The sequence below is a fragment of the Pedobacter sp. W3I1 genome (assembly GCF_030816015.1).
In the GTDB taxonomy this organism is placed as follows: domain Bacteria; phylum Bacteroidota; class Bacteroidia; order Sphingobacteriales; family Sphingobacteriaceae; genus Pedobacter.
The window spans coordinates 6144663-6165314 of the sequence record NZ_JAUSXN010000001.1 but is presented as its reverse complement, the minus strand read 5'-3'; the positions used below and the strand labels follow the sequence as shown (position 1 = coordinate 6165314).

The window sequence follows — 20652 nt, the reverse complement described above, 5'->3', positions numbered from 1 at the left end:
ATCCATTTCAAAACACTATCTTTGCGCCAAATTTGAGGCGCATTTTATGCAAAAGATTAGAAATATAGCTATTATAGCACACGTTGACCACGGCAAAACTACTTTGGTTGATAAGATTTTACATTCTTGTTCTATTTTTCGTGACAACGAACAAACAGGAGATTTGATATTGGATAACAACGATTTAGAGCGCGAGCGTGGTATCACGATTGTATCTAAAAACGTATCGGTTCAATACAAAGACGTAAAAATTAATATTATTGACACTCCTGGTCACGCGGATTTCGGCGGTGAGGTAGAGCGTGTTTTGAAAATGGCAGATGGTGTGCTTTTACTTTGCGATGCTTTTGAAGGTGCAATGCCTCAAACGCGTTTCGTAACGCAAAAAGCTTTAGCCCTTGGTTTAAAACCGATTGTGGTGGTAAATAAAGTGGATAAGGAAAACTGTCGCCCGGAAGAGGTTTATGAACAGATTTTCGAATTGTTCTTTAACCTTGAAGCAACAGAAGAGCAATTGGATTTCCCGGTAATTTACGGTTCATCTAAACAAGGATGGATGAGTACCGACTGGAAAGTACCAACTACTGATATTTTCGCTTTATTAGATGCGGTTGTGGCTAACATTCCACCTGCACCAATTAACGATGGTACACTACAGATGCAGATCACTTCGTTAGATTATTCATCTTTCGTAGGTCGTATCGCAATCGGTCGTGTTCACCGTGGTACCATTAAAGAAAACCAACCGGTTACTTTAATTAAACGCGATGGTAAAATCGTAAAATCAAGAGTAAAAGAACTTTATACTTTCGAAGGTTTAGGAAAAATCCGTACCACAGAAGTAAGTTCGGGTGATATTTGTGCTGTTGTAGGTATTGATGGTTTTGATATTGGTGATACAATCTCTGATTTTGATGCACCAGAACAATTGCCGGTTATCAGCATTGATGAGCCAACAATGAACATGTTGTTTACCATTAACAACTCTCCATTTTTTGGTAAAGAAGGTAAATTAGTAACTTCTCAACGTATTAAAGAACGTTTATACAAAGAGATGGAGAAAAATTTGGCTTTAAAGGTTATAGAAACCCCATCTCCAGATTCGTGGTTGGTTTACGGTCGTGGTATTCTCCATTTATCGGTATTAATCGAAACGATGCGTCGTGAAGGTTATGAAATTCAGGTTGGTCAGCCACAGGTTATCGTTAAAGAAATTGATGGTAAAAAATGTGAGCCAATTGAAACGTTAATTGTTGATGTTCCGGGAGAAGTTTCGGGTAAAGTAATCGAATTGGTAACTCAACGTAAAGGTGAGTTGTTGATTATGGAGCCAAAAGGCGATTTACAGCACTTGGAATTCGAAATCCCATCACGTGGTATTATCGGTTTACGTAACAATGTTTTAACTGCTACAGCAGGTGAGGCGATTATGGCACACCGTTTCAAAGCTTACGAGCCTTGGAAAGGTACAATCCCTGGTCGTTCAAACGGTGTATTGGTTTCAATGGATAAAGGTCAAACTACAGCTTATTCAATTGATAAATTGCAAGATAGAGGTCGTTTCTTTGTAGATCCGGGTGTTGATGTTTACGAAGGTCAGATTATGGGAGAGCACATCCGTGATAATGATTTAGTAGTGAATATTGTTAAAGGTAAAGCATTAACAAACATGCGTGCATCTGGTACTGATGATAACGCTCGTATTGCTCCTGCAATTAAATTCTCTTTAGAAGAGGCTATGGAGTATATCCAGGCTGATGAGTATATCGAGGTTACACCGCAAAGCATGCGTTTACGTAAAATCTTCTTAACAGAACAAGAGCGTAAAGTTAAAGGAAAGCAATTCGCTTAGACCCCTAAATCCTCTAAAGGGGACTTAAAATACAGATTATTAAAGCCTCGATATAAATCGGGGCTTTTTTGCGTTTAAATGGTTTTATTAGAGTTGACAAATTAATCGTAAATAGGCCCTGAATTGTCAACTCTTAAAGCAATGATTTACTCAATATTTATATTTATTTAGATTTCTTAAGTGGTCATTAAAATAATTAGGAAAGCAATATCAGTGCATTTTTTAATGTTAGTCCTTCTTTCCGCTAAATCCCCGATGAAGGATCGGGGGATACCGCTGCAATAAGGTTTAGAACCGAGTGCTGTGATCATAGGTTGGATTAATCGTCTAATTCTGCTGAGTTAGCAACTTTAATGGCAAGGAGAGAATAACTTCAGGTAAGCTGTTGTTGGTCAGCTAAATTGTTAATCAAAGGTGCATTTTTTTGTCAGTAATTTTTCATAAAACCTATGGGAATAAAAAACTAACAATCGTGTGGCAATTAATTTTGCGTTCAGGTTTAATTTTGTGCTTTGCAAGCAAACTTATCATCCCATATTATGATTAATAAAGGGTTATCCAAAACGGGTATATTTTTATTAAATACGCTCTCGCTGTTGCCGCTATTTATTTTATACAGATTGGCGGATGCTTTTTATGTGTTAATATTTTATGTTTTTGGCTACCGCAGGAAAGTGGTTAAAGAAAATCTTGTTAATGCATTTCCCGAAAAAAATACTTCTGAAATTAAGGCCATAGAAAAGCGTTTTTATAAATTTTTGTCTTCACTTTTTATTGAAGTGATCAAAATGAAAAGCATTTCTAAAAAGGAATTAAACAAAAGGGTAAAATTTAAAAATACCGATCTCGTAGAAGCTTATCTCAAAAATAACGAAAGTGTACTTTTCTGCTCGTCACATTATGGCAATTATGAATGGGTGTGTATGGCTATTGGTTTAAACTTTTCAGGCGAACATTTTCCAATTTATAAACCTTTAAGCAGCGAAGCTTTCGATAACTGGTTTCTGACCATGAGAAGCAAATTTGGTAACCACATGGTATCAATGCGCCAAACTTTAAGGGCTATCCAATCCAATAAGAATAAGCCAAGCATGTTTACCTTTGGTAGCGACCAGGCGCCTTCAAAAGACGAATCGAATTACTGGACGACCTTTTTAAATCAGGAATCTTCTATTCAGTTAGGATTGGAGAAAATCGCAAAGAAAACCAACCGTCCGGTTTTTTATCTTAAAATCAATTATTTGAAAAGAGGATATTACGAAGTAGATTGTGTGCCAATTTGTTTAAACCCCGCCGAAACTGCCGAGTTCGAAATTACCAAAATGCATACCCATTTTTTAGAGGATATGATTAAAGAAGCACCTGCTTACTGGTTATGGAGCCATCGCAGATGGAAATACAAACCCGAACCAAAGGTTGAAATCATGGAAAAAGATTACAATATAATGGATGTGATGGCTTAACCTAATCCATTTGTTTAAATGTGAAATCTAACATTTTCGTGGCATAATTTTTTAAGCTGCTTTTTTAAATTAGCAATTAAAATTCTGGTATGATTAAAAAGGGGATTTCCCATTTGGGAATATTTTTTTTAGGCGTATTATCTTTGCTCCCATTACCTGTTTTATACATACTGGCCGATGGAACTTATCTCCTGCTATATTTTGTTTTCGGTTATCGCCGCAAAGTCGTTAGGGCAAATTTATTAAATGCACTTCCTGATAGAACATTACACGAGATTGCAATTATCGAAAAGCGGTTTTACCGTTATCTGGGCTCGCTCGTTTTCGAAATTGTTAAAATGAGCAGTATCTCAAAACAGGAGATCGAAAGGCGTTTTGTATTTAAAAACAAAGAACAGGTTCAGGAATATTTAGATCATGGCCAGAGTGTATTGATCTGTTCAGCACATTATGGTAACTGGGAGTGGGGTACTTTGGGTATAGGGCTTAACTTTTCTGCAGATCATTATCCCATTTACAAACCCTTAACAAACCCTACATTTGATCATTGGTTTAAAAAAGTACGAAGTAAATTTGGTAATAAATTAATTGCCATGCGGCAAACGATGCGGGCTTTGCAGGCGAGTAAAGATAAACCGAGCATATTTAGTTTTGGAAATGACCAGGCGCCTTCGAAAGACGAATCGCATTATTGGACAAGTTTTATGAATCAAGCCAGTTCTGTACAGTTAGGAATTGAAAAAATTGCGAAACGTACTAATCAGCCTATATTTTATTTCAAAGTCAATGTGCTGAAACGTGGTTTTTACGAGGTAGATTGTGTGCCACTCTGCTTAAATCCTGCTGAAACTGCTGAGTTCGAAATAACCGAACTGCATACCCGTTTTTTGGAAGAAATAATTAAGGCACAACCCGAATATTGGCTTTGGAGCCATAGGAGATGGAAGTACAGGCCTAAACCAGAACTTCTTCTTAGCAAAAATAAAATGTTAAAACAGGCTTAAATACTTATATTTTGAATGTAAAATAATCTTGTCATTAATAAGAATATTCGTACATGCGTCTACCTCTTTACTGTAGTAGGTTTTCATAGTGTTTTTGATAATTTCACGACCAATATTAGACTTGTAGCATTTATTGTTTCGTATAAACATTATGATTTGATTTTTTAAATTTTCAATCAGTTCTAAATGTATTTGAATAGATTTTTGGATTATCTTCGGAGAAAAATCAACATGCCCGGCGCTGAAAGATATTTTTTTACCTATTTTTTTTAAAAATTGATTGGGGATTCTCAAAACCTTTATTTGTTGGAAAGAATTGTCTTTTTGAATCTCTTCGAGAAACTTATAAAGCTTAGATATGGATATAAAGTGGAAGCAATCTTTAAGGTTTTCATTTTCATCTCTTTCTATAAATGCGATCCAAACCTGCATTTGCACAGATTTTTGTAATTCGAGTAAGGCGTTAATCTCAGAAATAAACAAAGCAAAAAAAGTTTCCTTGTTATTGGCACAATTCATTTTAGCCCTACATTTAACATCGAAGAGAATCGTACCAAGGTCTTTAATGTTCAATAAAAAATCCGGGCGTTTGGATTCGGAGTGATCTAATAAAGTTTTTGATTTTTCTATGCCATATGCTCCCTGACCAATATATAAATAAGGTATTTTGTTATCATCTAATAACTTTTTAAATTTAAGTTCCCCATTAAAGCCAATCAATTCGTGCTTAGATAGAAAATCATTTATTTTAACTGATTTATGTTCTTTAGGTATAAGATAGGTTTCTTGGTCTGTTTTGACTTCGTTTTTTTTGAATTGAGTAGCGCCTTTATGGATTAAAAGCGAATTATCTTCATAATCATACTTTAAATAGCTCATATATTAATTTTAAATAAAAGTCAGGAAAAAATAAACTATAAGAATTTTTAATCAATACAAAATAATAAACAATTTTGACATCTTATTAATTTTGTAAACACCTTTTTTTACGAATGAAAACCTTCAAGAAGACACTCTTAATCCTGATTTATACCTTTTTTTTATCGCTATTCGCGCTGTTTCTCCGGAAGCCTTATCTCTTAAATGTATTAAAATACAGAACACCCGATGCCGAAACGTATAAAATTTTCCCGCAGGAAATTTCGCATAAAAGTGATTCTGCATTTCATTTTATCAGATCGGCCAGGCAGCGGAACGATTTGGACACCTTTCGTGTTTTGGATGGAAACAATCAATCTATTCCCTTGAAACAATATTTAAGAAATGGACAGATCAATGCTTTTATCGCGATCAGGAATGATAGTGTTTTATATGAAAGATATAGCAAGGGCTATAGCGACAGCACTTTAACGACAATATTTTCTGGGGCTAAAAGTATGATTTCGATTATGCTTGGTCAGGCGCTAAATAATCATGCTATTAAAAGTTTAAATGATAAGGTAACTCAATACATTCCCGAGTTAAAATCGAACCCTGCCTTTGAACAGATTACCTTGAAAAACCTTTTAGACATGAAATCGGGTCTTGAATTCCAGGATGCGTTGGGCGGGATAGTAAAAGCATTTTTTTCTGATGAGGCTAAATATTATTATACCAATGATATGAAAGCACAGCTGATGAAAGTTAAACTCGTAAATAAACCAGGTACGGTTTGGAAGTATAAAAGCATCGATCCGATTTTATTGGGCTGGGTGTTGAAAAAGGCAACTGGAAAATCTGTAGCGCAATATTTTGAAGCCAATGTGTGGAAAAAGATCGGAGCAGAATATAATGCTACCTGGGGTTTAGACCAGGTTAATGGCCTTACAAACACCGCAAGTCGTTTTCAGGTAACGGCCATTGATTTTGCAAAAATCGGTCGGTTATATTTAAATAAAGGTAAATATAATAGAAAGCAGGTAGTTCCGGAAAGCTGGATAAATCAGTCGATTAATATCGGTTCGGAAAAGCCGACCTCTGCAAAGGGATGGCAAAAATCAGCACATCATTACCTCTGGTGGATTCCGCAGGAAGGAGATAATGGTGATTATGCTGCAGAGGGTATGCTTGGACAAAGGTTGTACGTCGATCCGAAAACAAATACCATTATTGTACAGTTCGCCGATCATGGCTCGGGAAATTATCCTTATCGAAAAATCAGCAGGTATTTAAGTAGTTTGCCATTTAAATACCCTGGGTCTTAACCGCTAAGTACGCTAAGAAACGGGCGCAAAGAGCACTGTGCAATGCACAACTTTGTATTCTTTGCGGAAAACTTTGTTCCCTTTGCGGTTAAATTTTTAAGTAGTACATTGCCTTTGCATGGAAAACAACGATGTAAGAATTTCAAAAAAGAAGCCGATTTTTCCGGTAACCCCTGCTTTGCAGAAATATTTGCGCACTTATCAGCGTGAAGCGAAATTACCCATTGGTTATAACGATTTAATGCAGTTTAACGAGGCTTTTCCTTTGATGGATAAGTTTGGTAAAGATTCGCTTTGGGAAGGGCCTATTTATGCACAGGATTTAATTGAAAGGCTACACGATGGTTTAAAGGAAATTTATGCAAACCTAAAAGCATCAGGAAACCTGCGCATTGTTGAGCATAAATACATTGATAAAATTGAATATTGCACTTTCGGAAATACTCATCCCTTCCGTATCCGCATTGTAAACCGCCTAAATGATGTTTACGATTACTTCTACATTAAAAAGGCCGATGCCTCGCGGATTTACGGTTTAGAAATGGAAGAAATCCTTTCACCAAATCAGGTAAATTACCTGGTAGATGGCGACACCTTGGTAGAAGAACATATTGCCGGGATTCCGGGTGATGTTTTTACAAAAGGGCAGTTGTATACACCAGAGTTTAACCCTACCCGTATCGCAAAAGAGTTTGTTAAGTTTAATGAGCGCTGTTTAATTATGCTTTTGGGTGATATGCGGGCTTATAATTTTGTGGTGCAGATTACGCCCGATTTTGATGATATCCAGTTCCGCATTCGTGCAATAGACTTTGACCAACAGTTTTATGAGGGGAATTTAAAAGTTTATCTGCCTCAGTTTTTTAAAGAAAATTTACCTTACGTAAAAATGAGCATGGAGCAGTTGACAGAAAAAACGGTACTACAATATCAGCAGGAAGAGCGATCCTCGATTGTGCATCGGGTAAGGAGTGAGCGGCACCGTTTAACCGATCTTCGTGATGTTTCGAACAAAGAAGAATTAACCACGCCCGAAAATATTACTTTGCTGAAACAGGGTATGAGCAATTATTTCAAGGATACAAATTATTTACGCTGTAAAACCATGACCGACATTATTGAATTGAATATTAAAAATATTATTAGGCAGGTTAAATTATAAGTTCTGTGGTGTCAGATGGTAACATCTAACAGCACGAAGATCTGACGGCGCGCAAATAAAAACGGTTGACAAATTGCCAACCGTTTTTGAGTGAATCTAGAAAGAGCGTCCAAAATTTTTAGGCATGTTGTCCTTCGTGAACACCCTCGGCAAATTCCTCTACAATTTTATCGTTAAAAGCAGGTAAATCTTTTGGTGTACGGCTCGTAACCAAACCTTGGTCAACAACTACTTCTTCATCTGACCAAAGTGCGCCGGCATTGATTAAATCCTGTGAAATATTTTTTACTGAAGTCATTTTTCTCCCCTGAACTACATTTGCATTGATTAAGGTTTGAGGTCCGTGGCAAATTGCTGCAACTGGTTTTCCATCGGCAAAGAAAGATTTTACAAAGGCTAGTGCATCTTCGTTAACACGAAGCTGATCAGGGTTAATTACACCACCGGGTAAAAGCAAAGCATTATAATCTTGCGCATTTGCTTCTGAAATGGTTTTATCTACCTCAACTTCTATCGACCAGTGATCGTGGTTCCAGGCTTTTATTTTTCCACTTTTTGAGGAGATAATGTGAACGGTTGCGCCCTCTTCTTTTAACCTTTTAACTGGTTCGGTTAATTCTACTTCTTCAAATCCGCTTTCTGAAAGTACAGCAATAGTGCGGTTACTTAATTGTCCCATAATCTTTAAATTTTTAATAGGTGATGTATTAAAGACAGTTGGGGAAAATTATTGTTTTTAGAAATTTGGATTAATCTAATCTTCATGTGGTTGTATCATAAGTTGTAATTCCATTCGAATTTGTCACGTTGAGCTCGTCGAAACGCCTTGAGAGGTATTTAACAGGTCCTTCGACAGGGTTATCATTGACAGATTTATTAGAAAGGTCGTCATTGCGAGAAGGAACGACGAAGCAATCTTTCCTGCAGTGATCCTTGCCATAGAGATTGCTTCGTCGGCTGAAAAAGCCTTCTCGCAATGACGATAATCTGTGGTGATTTATTTCTTTAAATCCTGTCATTTATATTGATTTTTATAAAATAACGTGAGTTTTGTATGTTTTTATCTGACTATCAGTTTGCTATAAAATATTGAGTCATTGCGAGGTTGGATATGAGCGAGCCGAAGCAATCTATCATGTATTTATTATCAAAAAAGATTGCTTCACTCTTACGCAAAACCTTCCTTCAGTTCGCATTGACGAAATTAAGACCCAAAACTCACGTTAAAATAACTTATCCCTCAGGATGACAATCTATATTTATTTATGATACAGCCTCATCTTTTTAGTGATAACTGCAGACCAATTTAATTGAATATTAGTTTCAGAGATATTCAAATTAAATAGATTCTGAAACAAGTTCAGAATGACGATGCGTGATAAGCTAGTCGTTCGTTCTACGGTGCTTAACAAAATATAAAGCCAGGTTTCCTGCAATGATAATATGATTAAAGATATTGGGTACTAAACCATAATATTTGGTGAAGATTTTAAACCGTTCTTTTAAACTTTCGCGATGTTTTTTCTTACTCATGCCACCAACTAAATATTTGGCCACATAACGATGAACGTTAACAATATTTGACGCCTTTTTTGCTGCTTTGATAATCCAGTCGATATCGGCGCTGTATTTATAAGTTAGATCGTAAGGTGCAATAATGCTGCGGCGGATATAAATGGCCTGATGGCTGATGTTCATGCCGTATTTAAAACTGGTCCAGTCGAATTTTTCCGGTGCTTCATGCCTTCTTCGACCTAAATTTTCCCAGTTATCGTTATACATTTCGGTTTCCCCATAATAAATATCGGCGCCTGGTGCAGAGGCAAAAACATCTTCTACAGTGTGTTTATCGTAAAGCTCATCACCTGAATTCATGAATAAAACATAATCGCTAGTAGCCAGTGCTAAACCTTTGTTCATGGCATCGTAAATGCCTTTATCAGGTTCAGATATAATCTTTGTAATCTGATCCTTATAGCGCTGCACAACCTGCAAAGTACCATCGGTAGATGCCCCATCTATTACAATATATTCAATTTTTTTATAGGTCTGATTAAGAACAGACTGGATGGTCCGCTCAATATCTCGAACATTATTGTACACGATGGTAATGACAGTTAGCTTTGGCAAGGGTTGGATTTTTGGGTTGGAGTAAATTTAATAAAGATTGCGCAAATTTTTCTACCTGAAAGTGAAAATGAATCTGCCAAACATTTTTAATTAGTTCAACACTGTTGGGCTAAATACAATGTGCTGTAAATCAGCTTACTGCTCTTATCTCGTTGTTGGTCGGCTAATTACAATAACGCTCTTTTTTGTTCGAATTTTATTTCGGCTGTAAATCAATCAATGTTTCATAAAGATGAATGTGCTCGGCGGCAATAACTTCTTCAGAAAAATCAGTTAAAATACCCAATCTTGCCGCTTTTTGGATTTCTTCTTTATTGGGGCGGTGATACAGCCACTCTATACCGTTTGCCAAATCTTCTGCATTTTGATACTCAGCCAAATAACCATTTTGCATGTGTTTAACCATATCTGGAATCCCACCAGTAGTAAAAGCAACAACAGGCGTAGCGCAGGATAAACTCTCCATCACGGTATTGGGCAGGTTATCCTCCAGCGAGGGTGTAATAAAAGCATCAGCGGCAGAATAACACTTCGCTAAATGATCATCTTTGTTAATGGTGCCTAAAAAAGTGGTTTTGAAAGGAAATTCTGGCATTTCTGCATTTTCCTTGTTTCCAAAAATAACCAACTCGATATTTTCTTTCTGTATTCCGGCTCTACGCGATAAAATTTCTAGCGCTTCTATTAAATAGGGTGTTCCTTTGTGTTTGTCGTTTTTGGAAGGCATAAATCCGCTCATCAAGACAAACTTGTCTGGATTGATTTTTAAGATTTTCTTGGCCTCTGATTTAACGTAAGGCTTGAAAATTTTCGTTTCAATGGTATTTGGGATCACAGTCGCTTTTCTGGTGCCTAATAAACTACTAAACTTTACCGATGCAGCCATCCACTTGCTTGGCGCCACGATATGAAAATTTAATTCAGTGTAAGCTTTCTGTTTTCGTACCCAGGTTTTGTGCGAAATATCATTTTTACCACTGATTTTTAAAATCGGACAATTTCCACATTGTTGATGAAAGTTTTCGCAACCATAGCGCACATGACAACCCCCTGTAAAAGCATTACTATCATGAAAAGTCCATACAATTGGCTTTTCCAGTTCATCGAGCTGAGCTAGGAACTTAGGATTTAAGAAACCATGGTTTATCCAATGTAAATGGATAATATCAGCATTTTTAACGTCTGGATGGTTAATTACCGAACGGCCAAACCACTGTAAACTGAAGGGAGTTTTTATCGATTTACTGAGCCACTTGGCAAAATATCTTTCAGATAAGATATTATAAATGGCTTTGGCTTTTTGAAAAGGCGACTTGCTAAAGGTATCTATCTTTGGATTTTGACCAAATTTATAGTAAACCAATACTTTTGAATCGATTCCACTTGCCTTTAAGGCGTCACTTAAGCGCAAACAGGCACGTCCTGCTCCGCCATTTCCATCATAGGTATTTAGGTGTACTACTTTCAAATCAATCAAAAATACATTTTATTGTTTACGAATATAAAATCTGTTGCGTAATTTAAGGCATCAAAGCCAAACAAAATAAATCATGATCAAATCCCTGTTAAAATCGCTTGTGGCAATCGCATTTTTATTGCCCATCCATACTTTTGCTCAAGGCCAAACCTACTTTGCGGCATACCCTGCTTTAACGCCCGATGCGCAAACTATAGTATTCAGCTATGATGGCGATATCTGGAAAGTACCGGTAAAAGGTGGGGTAGCTTTGAGGGTTACAGCGATGCAGGGTGAAGAAATCAATCCGAAAATATCTCCTGATGGTAAATGGATGGCCTTTTCATCCAACCAGTTTGGTAACTATGATGTGTATATTATGCCTATAACAGGTGGCGACATTAAACAATTAACTTTTAACGATGCTGCGGATGAAGTAGACAACTGGAGCTGGGATTCGAAAACAATCTATTTCACATCCGGGCGGTACAATTCTTTTTCGAGCTATAAAGTAAGTGTAAACGGTGGTACTGCAGTGCGTTTATTCGATAATTATTTCAACACTACGCACCATATTGCCGAATCGCCAAATGGTGAGCTGTTTTTTAACGATACCTGGGAGAGCTACCGCTTTGCCAACCGCAAACATTACAAGGGCGCCTACAATCCCGATATCCAATCGTACAATCCAAAATCGAAAAGCTACAAACGTTATACTGATTACATCGGGAAAGATTTCTGGACCAGTGTTGATCAGAAAGGAAATGTGTTTTTTATATCCGATGAGGGAAATGATGAGTACAACCTATATACTTTCATCAGCGGAAAGAAAACAGGTTTAACCAATTTCGATACCTCTATTAAACGTCCTTTTGTTTCGGCCAATGGAACTACCGTTGTATTTGAAAAAGACTATCAGTTATACACCTATGATGTGGCTTCGAAGAAAACAGAGAAAATTAATATCAGCACCTCGCGCAATCAGGTGTTGAGTAAAGAGCAGGAATATGATGTGCGTGGAAATATTTCGGCATTCGATGTTTCTACTGATGGTAAAAAGATGGCTTTTATTTCCCGTGGTGAGGTGTTTGTAAGTGATGTAGATGGGAAATTTATCCGCAAGATTACCAACAGTGGCGAACGTGCTTTGGAATGTAAATGGCTGGCTGATAATAAAACAATTTTGTTCAGTCAAACCGCTAATGGCTATCAGAATTGGTTTACGATTACCGGCGATGGAAAGGGAACAATAAAACAGCTCACTAAAGACAAGGCAAACGTACGCGATATCACTTTAAATAAAACCAAAACCATGGCGGTGTATTTGAGTGGAAGAAACGAGCTTAAGCTGATGGATCTTAAAACTTTCGACAGCAAAACATTGGTAACCGACGAGTTTTGGGCCTTGCAAAGTGCTGCGCCGAGCTTTTCACCAAATGACGAATATGTGCTTTTCACTGTATACAGGAATTTCGAACAGGATATCATGGTGCATCACATTAAGGGCAACAAAACCATTAACTTGACCAATACAGGTGTTACCGAAACTGGCCCGGCGTGGTCGCCAGATGGCAAGTATATTTTCTTTACCAGTGCGCGTACCAAGCCGTCTTATCCAACCGGGATGTCGAACGCGCACATTTATCGAATGGCGTTGAACAATTATGATGAACCTTACCGTTCTGATAAGTTCGACGATTTATTTAAAGAAACAAAACCTGCGCCAACGGAAGTTAAGCCTGCAATAACCGATAATAAAAATGGTAAAAAAGCAAAAACAGATACCACTAAAAAGAAGACTGAAGTAAAACCTACCCCAAAACCTGAGAATGTAATTACCATCAATACCCAGGATCTTTTGGATCGGATCGAATTGGTAGGCCCATCGTTTGGTGGCCAATATGGAACAGATGCCTTTGCCAAAGGCGATAAGACCTATGTTTTCTATTCGTCTAACCATGAAGGTGGTGCCCCAGGGCTTTACCGCACGACTATTGAGCCTTTTGAAGCCAATAAAACCGAAAAAGTTGCCGATGGTGGCGATTATTCAATTGTATCAGCTGGTGATAAATTTTTCGTTTTATCAAGAGGTACGATCAACAAATATTCTTTAGATGGGAATAAGCTTGATAAGGTAGACCATGATTATAAATTTACCAGAAACCTGAATGCCGAGTTTAACCAGATGTTTTATGAAACCTGGGTAGGCTTGGATGAAAACTTCTATGACGAAAAATTCCATGGCGTAGATTGGGATAAAATGAGGACACGTTACGCAGCTTATTTACCTTATGTGAACAACCGTAGCGACCTGAGGATTTTATTAAACGATATGTTAGGTGAACTGAATTCTTCGCACATGGGCTTTAATAGCGCAGGGGCAGAGGAACGCAAAAATCTTACTTACATCACCAATGAAACAGGAATTATCTTCAATAATGAAAACCCTTTAAAAGTTGAACGTATAGCCGCTAAAAGCAATGCTGCACGCACTGGCACTAATATTTTAGCAGGAGATATTTTGACTGAAGTGAACGGATTTAAGGTTGATGAAAAAATAGACCGCGATTATTATTTTAGTAAACCATCGCTGGATAGAGAAATTACTTTAACTTTTAAACGTAATGGGAAAGATGTTTTTGTAAATATACATCCTGAAAGTTCAGGTACCTTGCGCGGAAATCTTTACGATGAGTGGATCACGCAAAACCATAAAAATGTAGATAAATGGAGTAACAACCGGATTGCTTATTCTTATATGAAAAACATGGGTGGCGGCGAGCTGGAAACTTTCTTGTTAGATATGGTTGCACAAGAAGAAAATAAGGAGGCCATTATCCTCGATTTGCGTTACAATACCGGTGGAAACGTACATGATGATGTACTGAAATTCCTTTCTCAGCGCCCTTATTTAAAATGGAAATACCGCGGCGGCAAAATGGCCCCGCAAAGTAATTTTGGCCCGGCAGCGAAGCCGATTGTATTGCTGATTAACGAGCAATCTTTAAGTGATGCTGAAATGACGGCTGCAGGTTTTAAGCAATTAAAGCTGGGTAAGATTATCGGTACGGAAACCTATCGCTGGATTATTTTTACTTCAGCTAAAGGTTTGGTTGATGGTTCTTCTTATCGTTTGCCATCCTGGGGTTGTTATACCATGGATGGCAAAAATATCGAAAAAGAAGGGGTTAAGCCAGATATCTTCGTTAAAAATACTTTTGAAGACCGTCTGGCAAATAAAGATCCTCAACTCGAAAAAGCAGTGGTAGAGATTTTGAAGGATTTGAAGTAGGGTTAATTGGTTAACTGTTTAAATCGGTTAATTGTGCACGCATTTCGTCATTATAAGGCACGAAGCAATCCTACAAAATGGGTGGGCATTTCTAGCGCATTAAGATTGCTACGTGCCTTGCAATGACGATCATCATTATAAATTTGACAGTACCAACGAGATATTTCATCCTTTAAACAGTTATCCAGTTTGTACAGTTAACCAAATTTTCCGTTTCTTTGAGGTTGGAATTATTTAAAACATGGCAAATTTATTAACCGACAGGGCTTTTTGGGTAAATTATTGGGAAAGTAAAAAAGGGTTGGCGGTTCAGTTACCTTCAAACTATTTATTTCATCAGCAACTGGCAGATGTTATTCAGAAAGATCACGTTAAAACCGCCATCGAATTGGGTGGTTTCCCAGGTTATTATGCCGTATTCCTGAAAAAATATTTTCAGCTTGATGTTACCCTTTTAGATTATTTTGTGCATCCGCCGGTTGTTAATGAGCTTTTAGAAAAAAACAATTTAACCGAAAAGGACATCCATATCATTGAAACTGATCTCTTTAATTACACGCCCGAAATGCAGTACGATCTTGTACTAAGCTGCGGTTTAATCGAGCATTTTAACGATACTGCCGATATCATTAACCGTCATATCGCTTTCGTGAAGCCAGGAGGTACTTTGTTTATCACACTGCCAAATTTTAGGGCGGTTAACGGCTGGTTTCAGAAGAATTTCGATAAGGAAAACTACGATAAGCACAATATCGATAGCATGGATCCGGCGTTGTTGAAATCGATTTGCGAGCAGGCCGGACTTACAGCAGTAAAATCGGGTTATTTTGGCCGTTTTAGTGTGTGGTTAGAAAATGAAAGCCAGAAATCGGCAAGCGTTCGCCTGTTTAAAAAAGCTGTTTGGCTTACCGGAAAAGTATTTACAAAGATTATCCCATTCGAAAGCAAAAATCTATCACCTTATATTATATTAGTAGCGAAAAAGAAATAACGCGCTATGTCTGTAAGTTGGGGTTACTCGCCTAAAATTGAAAAATATATTCCTTTAGCCGATTTTCCGGCAGATAAATATTTAATTGTTGCTAAGCAGGCAATCGAAAATCTCGGCTGGAGCCTTAGTCATGTGTCAGAAAGCGGATTAATTGCTTATACACCAATATCTTTTCAATCTTATAGCGAAGAAATATCAATCCGTATCCACGGAAATTTTGCTGTGGTAAAAAGTGAATGTGTAGGTATTCAGATGCTTTTTAACGATTATGGCAAGAACGACTTAAACCTCGAAAAATTTTTTCATGAGTTCGAATATGTAGAGTTTCATCTCAAAGATGTTTGGGAAGAAAGTTTACATAAGTTTCACCAGTTGATTGCAACTCAGGATGATCAGTATTTTGAGAAAGCACCTTTGGCAACAAAAAATAAGATCAAAAATGTATTGTTCCTGTTTTTTCCTCAAAAAGGTTATGCGGTAACGCCGATTTTGGTGCTCGTAAATATCTTTTATTATATAGCACTTGTTCTTTTCTCGATAGTATACCTAAGGTATCAATTTGTAAGAAATGGAAGCAGTTATGATCCCGATTTTATAGAAGAACTCAAAAGGATTGCATTAAATTTTGGCGTTAATCAGCGCAATTTGGTGCTGGGCGGCGAATACTGGCGTTTAATTAGCTATCAGTTTATTCACGGATCTAAATCCCATTTGTTTTTTAATATGTATGCCCTGGTTTATCTGGGTTTAATGATCGAAAATAAACTGGGCTGGAAAAAATACCTCTTTATTTATTTGATGAGTGGCGTTTGTGGCGGTTTGGTGAGTTTGATCTTTCACCAAGAAGGTGTAATGATGGGTGCATCAGGCGCTATAATGGGCTTGTACGGCGCTTTTATCGCCTTATTAATTACTAAATCTTTTGAGCATAAAGCGACCAAAGCATTATTGATGAGCACATTGATTGTTTCATTACTGGTGCTTGTAAATGGTGCATTTGGCAAAAGGGTTGATAATGCGGCGCACATTGGTGGCTTTGTTTCGGGCTTTATTTTTACCTATGTGCTTAACTATAAATGGGACAAATCTTTCGAAGTCAAAAGCTGGGCGAGATACGCTGTTGCTGTTCTTTTATTCCTTATGTTTTTTAGTGGTGTAATTTACTTTAATCCAAAGTATGGCACTGAAGAATACCGTAAATTAAGGGACACTTTTAATAGCAATTTAGGCTCACTTAACGGCATTATGAATCTCAAAATCTCTTTGCCAAAAGACGTTAAGCTAGCTTCTATTAAAGAAGATGGTATCATACCGATGGAAAGGAATCTTGTTGTAATTAAACAAATGCAGGCCTTAAATTTAAGGCCTGAGGATGCTCAGGAACGTGCTGAAAAGATAAAACTGAGTAAAGCATCCCATCGGGCCGTAATGCTAATGTATAGAGATATTAAGGCCGATAGCACCTATCGCTATAGCAAACAAACTTCTACTGCATTGGCGCAAGTTTTCGAAATCCTTTACAAACCAGATTAAGTTGTTTAACCTGCTTTTTTGTATAGCCCAATTTCACTTAAAGTAATACAAACAGGCGATTTGGTAATGTTTATTTTTACTTTATTAGTTGTAACCGGACTGTCCAATTTAATTAAACGTTTTGCACCAATGCTGGTGCCATCGTAAACTTTTTTCCAGGCATTGTTTTCAAATACCTCAATAGTGTATCCCTCTATTCGCTGACCCAAAGGAATGTACTCTTGCAGGCTAATGATATCAAAGGTTTTAGCTGCTTTTAAATCTATTTCCAGGCTTGCCTGGTGGATGTCATCCTGCGTGGCCCAATAGCTTTCTCTTTTACCATCAAGCAGGGTAGCGACATCATACTTTTTGCCCCGGCTATTGCTCGCTTTAATAGATGCGCTTTTGGCCAGGTTATTTTCAAAAGTATGTTTAACCATGTCGCCAAAAGTTTTCAGCGCGGCTACATCATCATCATGGAGTTGACCACGGGTATCGGGTGCTAAGCCCAGATCTAATCCTGCACCACGGCCAACACTTTTTAAATACAGATCGAATAAGGTTTCTGGGGTTTTTGGCTTTTCGTTGGCATGATAAAACCATCCTTTTCTTAAAGGGACATCGCATTCTGCCGGCATCCAGAATTTACCATTTCTAATTCCTTCAGGACTTTGCGGATAATTTGCCTGCCCGGGCACTGCTACACTTTTTCCATCGGGTGCCATTGGTGTGAAAGTTGCCCAGGAGGTTGCTGCGGCATGTCCGTCTTCATTGCCTACCCAGCGGATATCTAAACCGATATCGCTAAAAATATTGGCCATTGGTTGCATTTTACGCGTAATTGCCCAGGTATTGTTCCAATCGTAATAGGTAGTATTATCTATCGAACGTTTTTCTTTAGCACCACCGTAATAGCCATCGCCACCGTTAGCGCCATCGTGCCAGCTCATAAAAAGCTCACCGAAATTGCTGTAAAGCTCTTTTAACTGTGCCTGGTAAATGGCAAGATATTTATCTGTTCCATAAAGCGGATTGTTCCTGTCCCAAGGGGAGCAATAAACACCAAACTTTAAACCGTTTTTGCGTACGGCCTGTTCTACTTCTTTAACTAAATTTCCCTTTCCTGCTCTGAAAGGACTTTTACTGATATTATAATCGGTCGTTTTGGTTGGCCATAAAGCAAATCCATCGTGGTGTTTGGCTACCAAAATAATACCTCTCAAACCGCCTGCTTTTGCTGCTTTGATAATCTGTTCAGCATTAAAATCAGTAGGATTAAATGTTTTGGGATCAGCATCACCAAAACCCCACTCTTTATTTTCGAAAGTAGTTGGGGTAAAATGGATTAAGCCATAAACTTCGATATCATGCCAGGCCAGTTGCCTTTTTGATGGTAGTGCACCATAAGGTTTAGGCGGCGTTTGGGCGTAAATAGTTGTCGAAAGTAGTAAAAAAAGGATCAATAATGGTTTCATAATAGTATAGCTTAGATAAATCTAAAGTACAAATAATTACCATTGGTAAGGTAAGCGTTTTATCAATATTTAACCTGTTGAAAATGTAGGTGCAAAATTATTTTACATCTTGATCGTTACATGGATTCACCAAACATTTAATTTCGGTTTACGTTAGTTATTTATGAGCGCTTTTATCCAGAATCCCCCCGATGGAGGTACAATATACACCGAAACCAATCTCAATCAGTTTTTTCCTGAGCCATTTAATACAATAACAAGTTGCTTTTTCTTAGCTATTGCTGTGTATTGGACAATAAAGATTTGGGGTAATTTTAAACAACACAGTTTTCTAAGCATTGCCTTAGTTTTACTTTATATAGGGGGAATAGGCGGGACTACCTATCATGGACTAAGACGGTGGCCGATCTTCATCATGATGGATTGGGTGCCGATTATGCTTTTGTGCCTTTCGGCTGGTGTCTACTTTCTTTCCAAATTAACCAGATGGTATTTTGCCGTTTTAATTGTAGCGGTATATGCCTTTTTTCAATTTTATGTCCGAAGGCTTTTTAGCAATGGCGATTTTCAGATTTTCATCAATATCAATTATGCTTTTATGGCCGCGCTGGTTTTATTTCCGGTATTTGGTTATTTGATCAAAACAGATTGGAAAAATGGCAAATGGGTTGGCTTTGCGCTAATTGCTTTCATCTTCGCTTTAACTTTCCGCATAGCCGATAAATGGGATATTTTAAGCATCGGTACGCACTTTTTGTGGCATACCTTTGGAGCCGTGGCTTCTTTCTGTATGCTGAATTATATTTATTTGGTTAATTACAAGAAAGTACAGCAATAATTTAACATTGAGCTTGCTGAGTGAAATTCAACAAGCTTAATTTATTTAAAATTTTGAATGTGTCTTACTATAGTCCAGTTTCTTTTGTCCGCCTATAGCATATTCGATGCCACCCCATAAATGGTTCTGGAATTTATCATCAGCCCAGCCTTCTTTAGTATGGCCCATACAAGTATAGAAAGCCCTTCCGCCATCAAAATTGTGGTACCAGCTAAAGGGATGGAAATCGCCGTTTTTACCACCAGTATACGATTTCTCGTCTAAGGTGATCAATACTTTAATATCAGGATTGATATCCTTAAAGTTATACAGCTCATCTTTTCTCATCCATATCGAATCGGTAAGGAATTTAGTGGATGGATGTTTTTTATCTTTAATGATAAATTTAGCTTCCTGAACTGCTGGGTGACTGATGAAATAAGCACCAGCTAATTTACCATACCAAGGCCAATCGTATTCGGTATCGGTTGCGGCATGGATGCCCACATAACCTCCACCTGCCTGGATATATCTTTCGAAAGCCACCTGTTGTTTATTATCCAATACATCGCCTGTTGTATTTAGAAAAATAACAGCGGCATATTTTTTAAGGTTATCTTCTGTAAACAGATCAGCATTCTCAGTGGTATCTACTTCAAAATGATGCTCGGTGCCCAATTTCTGGATCACATCTTTTCCGGTTTCAATAGAGTTGTGCCTAAAGCCTTTGGTTTTGGAGAAAACTAAAACCTTTGCCGATTTCTTGACTGTGGTATAGCTTTGAAATAAAATTACTGTTGCAACTAATAAACACAGGGACAGGTACTTTTTCATTTTTTTGACTTGGTTAGTGTGATGGATAATAAGCTTTAAATTTAAGAAAGTTGTTTGATAATTTCCATACATCTTTCTTCAACCTGCTTGCAAACAGGGCTAAACAGGCTATTATCCCAGTATGGGTCTGTAACTTCGTCGTTATCAAGAAAAAGTTTAACCTTTTTTCGTTCTTCTTCGCTTTTAGCAAGGTTTTTAACATCAGCTAGATTATTCTGGTCCATAACCAAAATCAGATCGTATTTAGCAAACATAGAGTGGCTAAATTGTTGTGCCCGCTGTTTGCTGATGTCGTAACCAAGGGTTTTCGCTGCAGAAATACTCCTGTGGTCGGGGGCTTTGCCGATATGCCAATTGCCCGTTCCTGCAGAGGCAATCTCCCAGTTTAAGTTCTGTTTATCTGCCAGGTGGCGCATAATGCCCTCGGCCAGCGGCGAACGGCAGATATTACCAAGGCAAACCATTAAAATTTTCAATA

16 protein-coding genes are annotated in these 20652 nt (G+C 37.6%); 9 read left to right on the top strand and 7 right to left on the bottom strand.

Annotated features, from left to right (window positions below; translation table 11 throughout):
• Nucleotides 1–46: 46 nt before the first annotated feature.
• From typA to QF042_RS25245, 3 genes are all read left to right on the top strand, one after another.
• Nucleotides 47–1852 (top strand): translational GTPase TypA, encoded by a 1806-nt coding sequence (typA, locus tag QF042_RS25255; protein ID WP_307532916.1) that lies wholly within the window; start codon nt 47–49, stop codon nt 1850–1852.
• 539 nt (nt 1853–2391) lie between these two features.
• Nucleotides 2392–3315, top strand: a complete 924-nt coding sequence (locus QF042_RS25250) for a lysophospholipid acyltransferase family protein (protein WP_307532915.1) — start codon at nt 2392–2394, stop codon at nt 3313–3315.
• An 89-nt stretch (nt 3316–3404) separates the two neighbouring features.
• Nucleotides 3405–4319: a lysophospholipid acyltransferase family protein gene (locus QF042_RS25245; RefSeq protein ID WP_307532914.1), complete on the top strand. Its 915-nt coding sequence runs from the start codon at nt 3405–3407 to the stop codon at nt 4317–4319.
• Here QF042_RS25245 and QF042_RS25240 read toward each other — a convergent pair.
• A complete protein-coding gene (locus tag QF042_RS25240; protein WP_307532913.1) occupies nt 4305–5198 on the bottom strand; it encodes a hypothetical protein in 894 nt (297 codons plus the stop codon). The genes QF042_RS25245 and QF042_RS25240 overlap by 15 nt on opposite strands.
• A 113-nt stretch (nt 5199–5311) precedes the next feature.
• Here QF042_RS25240 and QF042_RS25235 point away from each other — a divergent pair, with 113 nt between their 5' ends.
• Nucleotides 5312–6502: a serine hydrolase gene (locus tag QF042_RS25235; RefSeq protein WP_307532912.1), complete on the top strand. Its 1191-nt coding sequence runs from the start codon at nt 5312–5314 to the stop codon at nt 6500–6502.
• A 118-nt stretch (nt 6503–6620) separates the two neighbouring features.
• The gene (locus QF042_RS25230) at nt 6621–7664 is read left to right on the top strand and encodes a hypothetical protein (protein WP_307532911.1); all 1044 of its coding nucleotides are present in this window, start codon (nt 6621–6623) and stop codon (nt 7662–7664) included.
• Nucleotides 7665–7782: 118 nt separating this feature from the next.
• On the opposite strand, the gene QF042_RS25225 is transcribed toward QF042_RS25230, so the two are convergent.
• The 3 genes from QF042_RS25225 to QF042_RS25215 all read right to left on the bottom strand — a co-directional run bounded on the left by QF042_RS25225 (nt 7783) and on the right by QF042_RS25215 (nt 11271).
• The gene (locus QF042_RS25225; RefSeq protein WP_307532910.1) at nt 7783–8343 is read right to left on the bottom strand and encodes a type 1 glutamine amidotransferase domain-containing protein; all 561 of its coding nucleotides are present in this window, start codon (nt 8341–8343) and stop codon (nt 7783–7785) included.
• A gap of 704 nt (nt 8344–9047) precedes the next feature.
• Entirely contained in the window at nt 9048–9794 is a 747-nt protein-coding gene (locus QF042_RS25220) for a glycosyltransferase family 2 protein (RefSeq protein WP_307532909.1), read from the bottom strand.
• Between the two features lie 196 nt (nt 9795–9990).
• Complete coding sequence (locus QF042_RS25215) at nt 9991–11271, bottom strand: glycosyltransferase family 4 protein (protein WP_307532908.1); 1281 nt, start codon at nt 11269–11271, stop codon at nt 9991–9993.
• Nucleotides 11272–11344: 73 nt separating this feature from the next.
• On the opposite strand from QF042_RS25215, the gene QF042_RS25210 reads away from it, so the two are divergent.
• The 3 genes from QF042_RS25210 (at nt 11345) to QF042_RS25200 (ending at nt 17066) form a co-directional block, all read left to right on the top strand.
• Entirely contained in the window at nt 11345–14542 is a 3198-nt protein-coding gene (locus QF042_RS25210) for a S41 family peptidase (RefSeq protein WP_307532907.1), read from the top strand.
• Nucleotides 14543–14783: 241 nt separating this feature from the next.
• Nucleotides 14784–15533 (top strand): bifunctional 2-polyprenyl-6-hydroxyphenol methylase/3-demethylubiquinol 3-O-methyltransferase UbiG, encoded by a 750-nt coding sequence (locus QF042_RS25205; RefSeq protein WP_307532906.1) that lies wholly within the window; start codon nt 14784–14786, stop codon nt 15531–15533.
• 6 nt (nt 15534–15539) lie between these two features.
• Entirely contained in the window at nt 15540–17066 is a 1527-nt protein-coding gene (locus QF042_RS25200) for a rhomboid family intramembrane serine protease (RefSeq protein ID WP_307532905.1), read from the top strand.
• A gap of 5 nt (nt 17067–17071) precedes the next feature.
• Here the strand turns inward: QF042_RS25200 and QF042_RS25195 are convergent, their stop codons facing one another.
• Complete coding sequence (locus tag QF042_RS25195) at nt 17072–18523, bottom strand: alpha-L-fucosidase (protein ID WP_307532904.1); 1452 nt, start codon at nt 18521–18523, stop codon at nt 17072–17074.
• A gap of 163 nt (nt 18524–18686) precedes the next feature.
• Here QF042_RS25195 and QF042_RS25190 point away from each other — a divergent pair, with 163 nt between their 5' ends.
• Entirely contained in the window at nt 18687–19361 is a 675-nt protein-coding gene (locus tag QF042_RS25190; protein WP_307532903.1) for a hypothetical protein, read from the top strand.
• A gap of 45 nt (nt 19362–19406) precedes the next feature.
• Here the strand turns inward: QF042_RS25190 and QF042_RS25185 are convergent, their stop codons facing one another.
• The gene (locus QF042_RS25185; protein ID WP_307532902.1) at nt 19407–20174 is read right to left on the bottom strand and encodes a ThuA domain-containing protein; all 768 of its coding nucleotides are present in this window, start codon (nt 20172–20174) and stop codon (nt 19407–19409) included.
• A gap of 41 nt (nt 20175–20215) precedes the next feature.
• On the bottom strand, nt 20216–20650 hold the full coding sequence (locus QF042_RS25180; protein WP_307532901.1) for a low molecular weight protein-tyrosine-phosphatase: 435 nt from the start codon (nt 20648–20650) through the stop codon (nt 20216–20218).
• Between the last annotated feature and the right edge of the window lie 2 nt (nt 20651–20652).

Coding starts and splice junctions, on each gene's coding strand:
- typA (WP_307532916.1), top strand. CDS start 47: ATGCAAAAGATTAGAAATATAGCTATTATAGCACACGTTGACCACGGC.
- QF042_RS25250 (WP_307532915.1), top strand. CDS start 2,392: ATGATTAATAAAGGGTTATCCAAAACGGGTATATTTTTATTAAATACG.
- QF042_RS25245 (WP_307532914.1), top strand. CDS start 3,405: ATGATTAAAAAGGGGATTTCCCATTTGGGAATATTTTTTTTAGGCGTA.
- QF042_RS25240 (WP_307532913.1), bottom strand. CDS start 5,198: ATGAGCTATTTAAAGTATGATTATGAAGATAATTCGCTTTTAATCCAT.
- QF042_RS25235 (WP_307532912.1), top strand. CDS start 5,312: ATGAAAACCTTCAAGAAGACACTCTTAATCCTGATTTATACCTTTTTT.
- QF042_RS25230 (WP_307532911.1), top strand. CDS start 6,621: ATGGAAAACAACGATGTAAGAATTTCAAAAAAGAAGCCGATTTTTCCG.
- QF042_RS25225 (WP_307532910.1), bottom strand. CDS start 8,343: ATGGGACAATTAAGTAACCGCACTATTGCTGTACTTTCAGAAAGCGGA.
- QF042_RS25210 (WP_307532907.1), top strand. CDS start 11,345: ATGATCAAATCCCTGTTAAAATCGCTTGTGGCAATCGCATTTTTATTG.
- QF042_RS25205 (WP_307532906.1), top strand. CDS start 14,784: ATGGCAAATTTATTAACCGACAGGGCTTTTTGGGTAAATTATTGGGAA.
- QF042_RS25200 (WP_307532905.1), top strand. CDS start 15,540: ATGTCTGTAAGTTGGGGTTACTCGCCTAAAATTGAAAAATATATTCCT.
- QF042_RS25195 (WP_307532904.1), bottom strand. CDS start 18,523: ATGAAACCATTATTGATCCTTTTTTTACTACTTTCGACAACTATTTAC.
- QF042_RS25190 (WP_307532903.1), top strand. CDS start 18,687: ATGAGCGCTTTTATCCAGAATCCCCCCGATGGAGGTACAATATACACC.
- QF042_RS25185 (WP_307532902.1), bottom strand. CDS start 20,174: ATGAAAAAGTACCTGTCCCTGTGTTTATTAGTTGCAACAGTAATTTTA.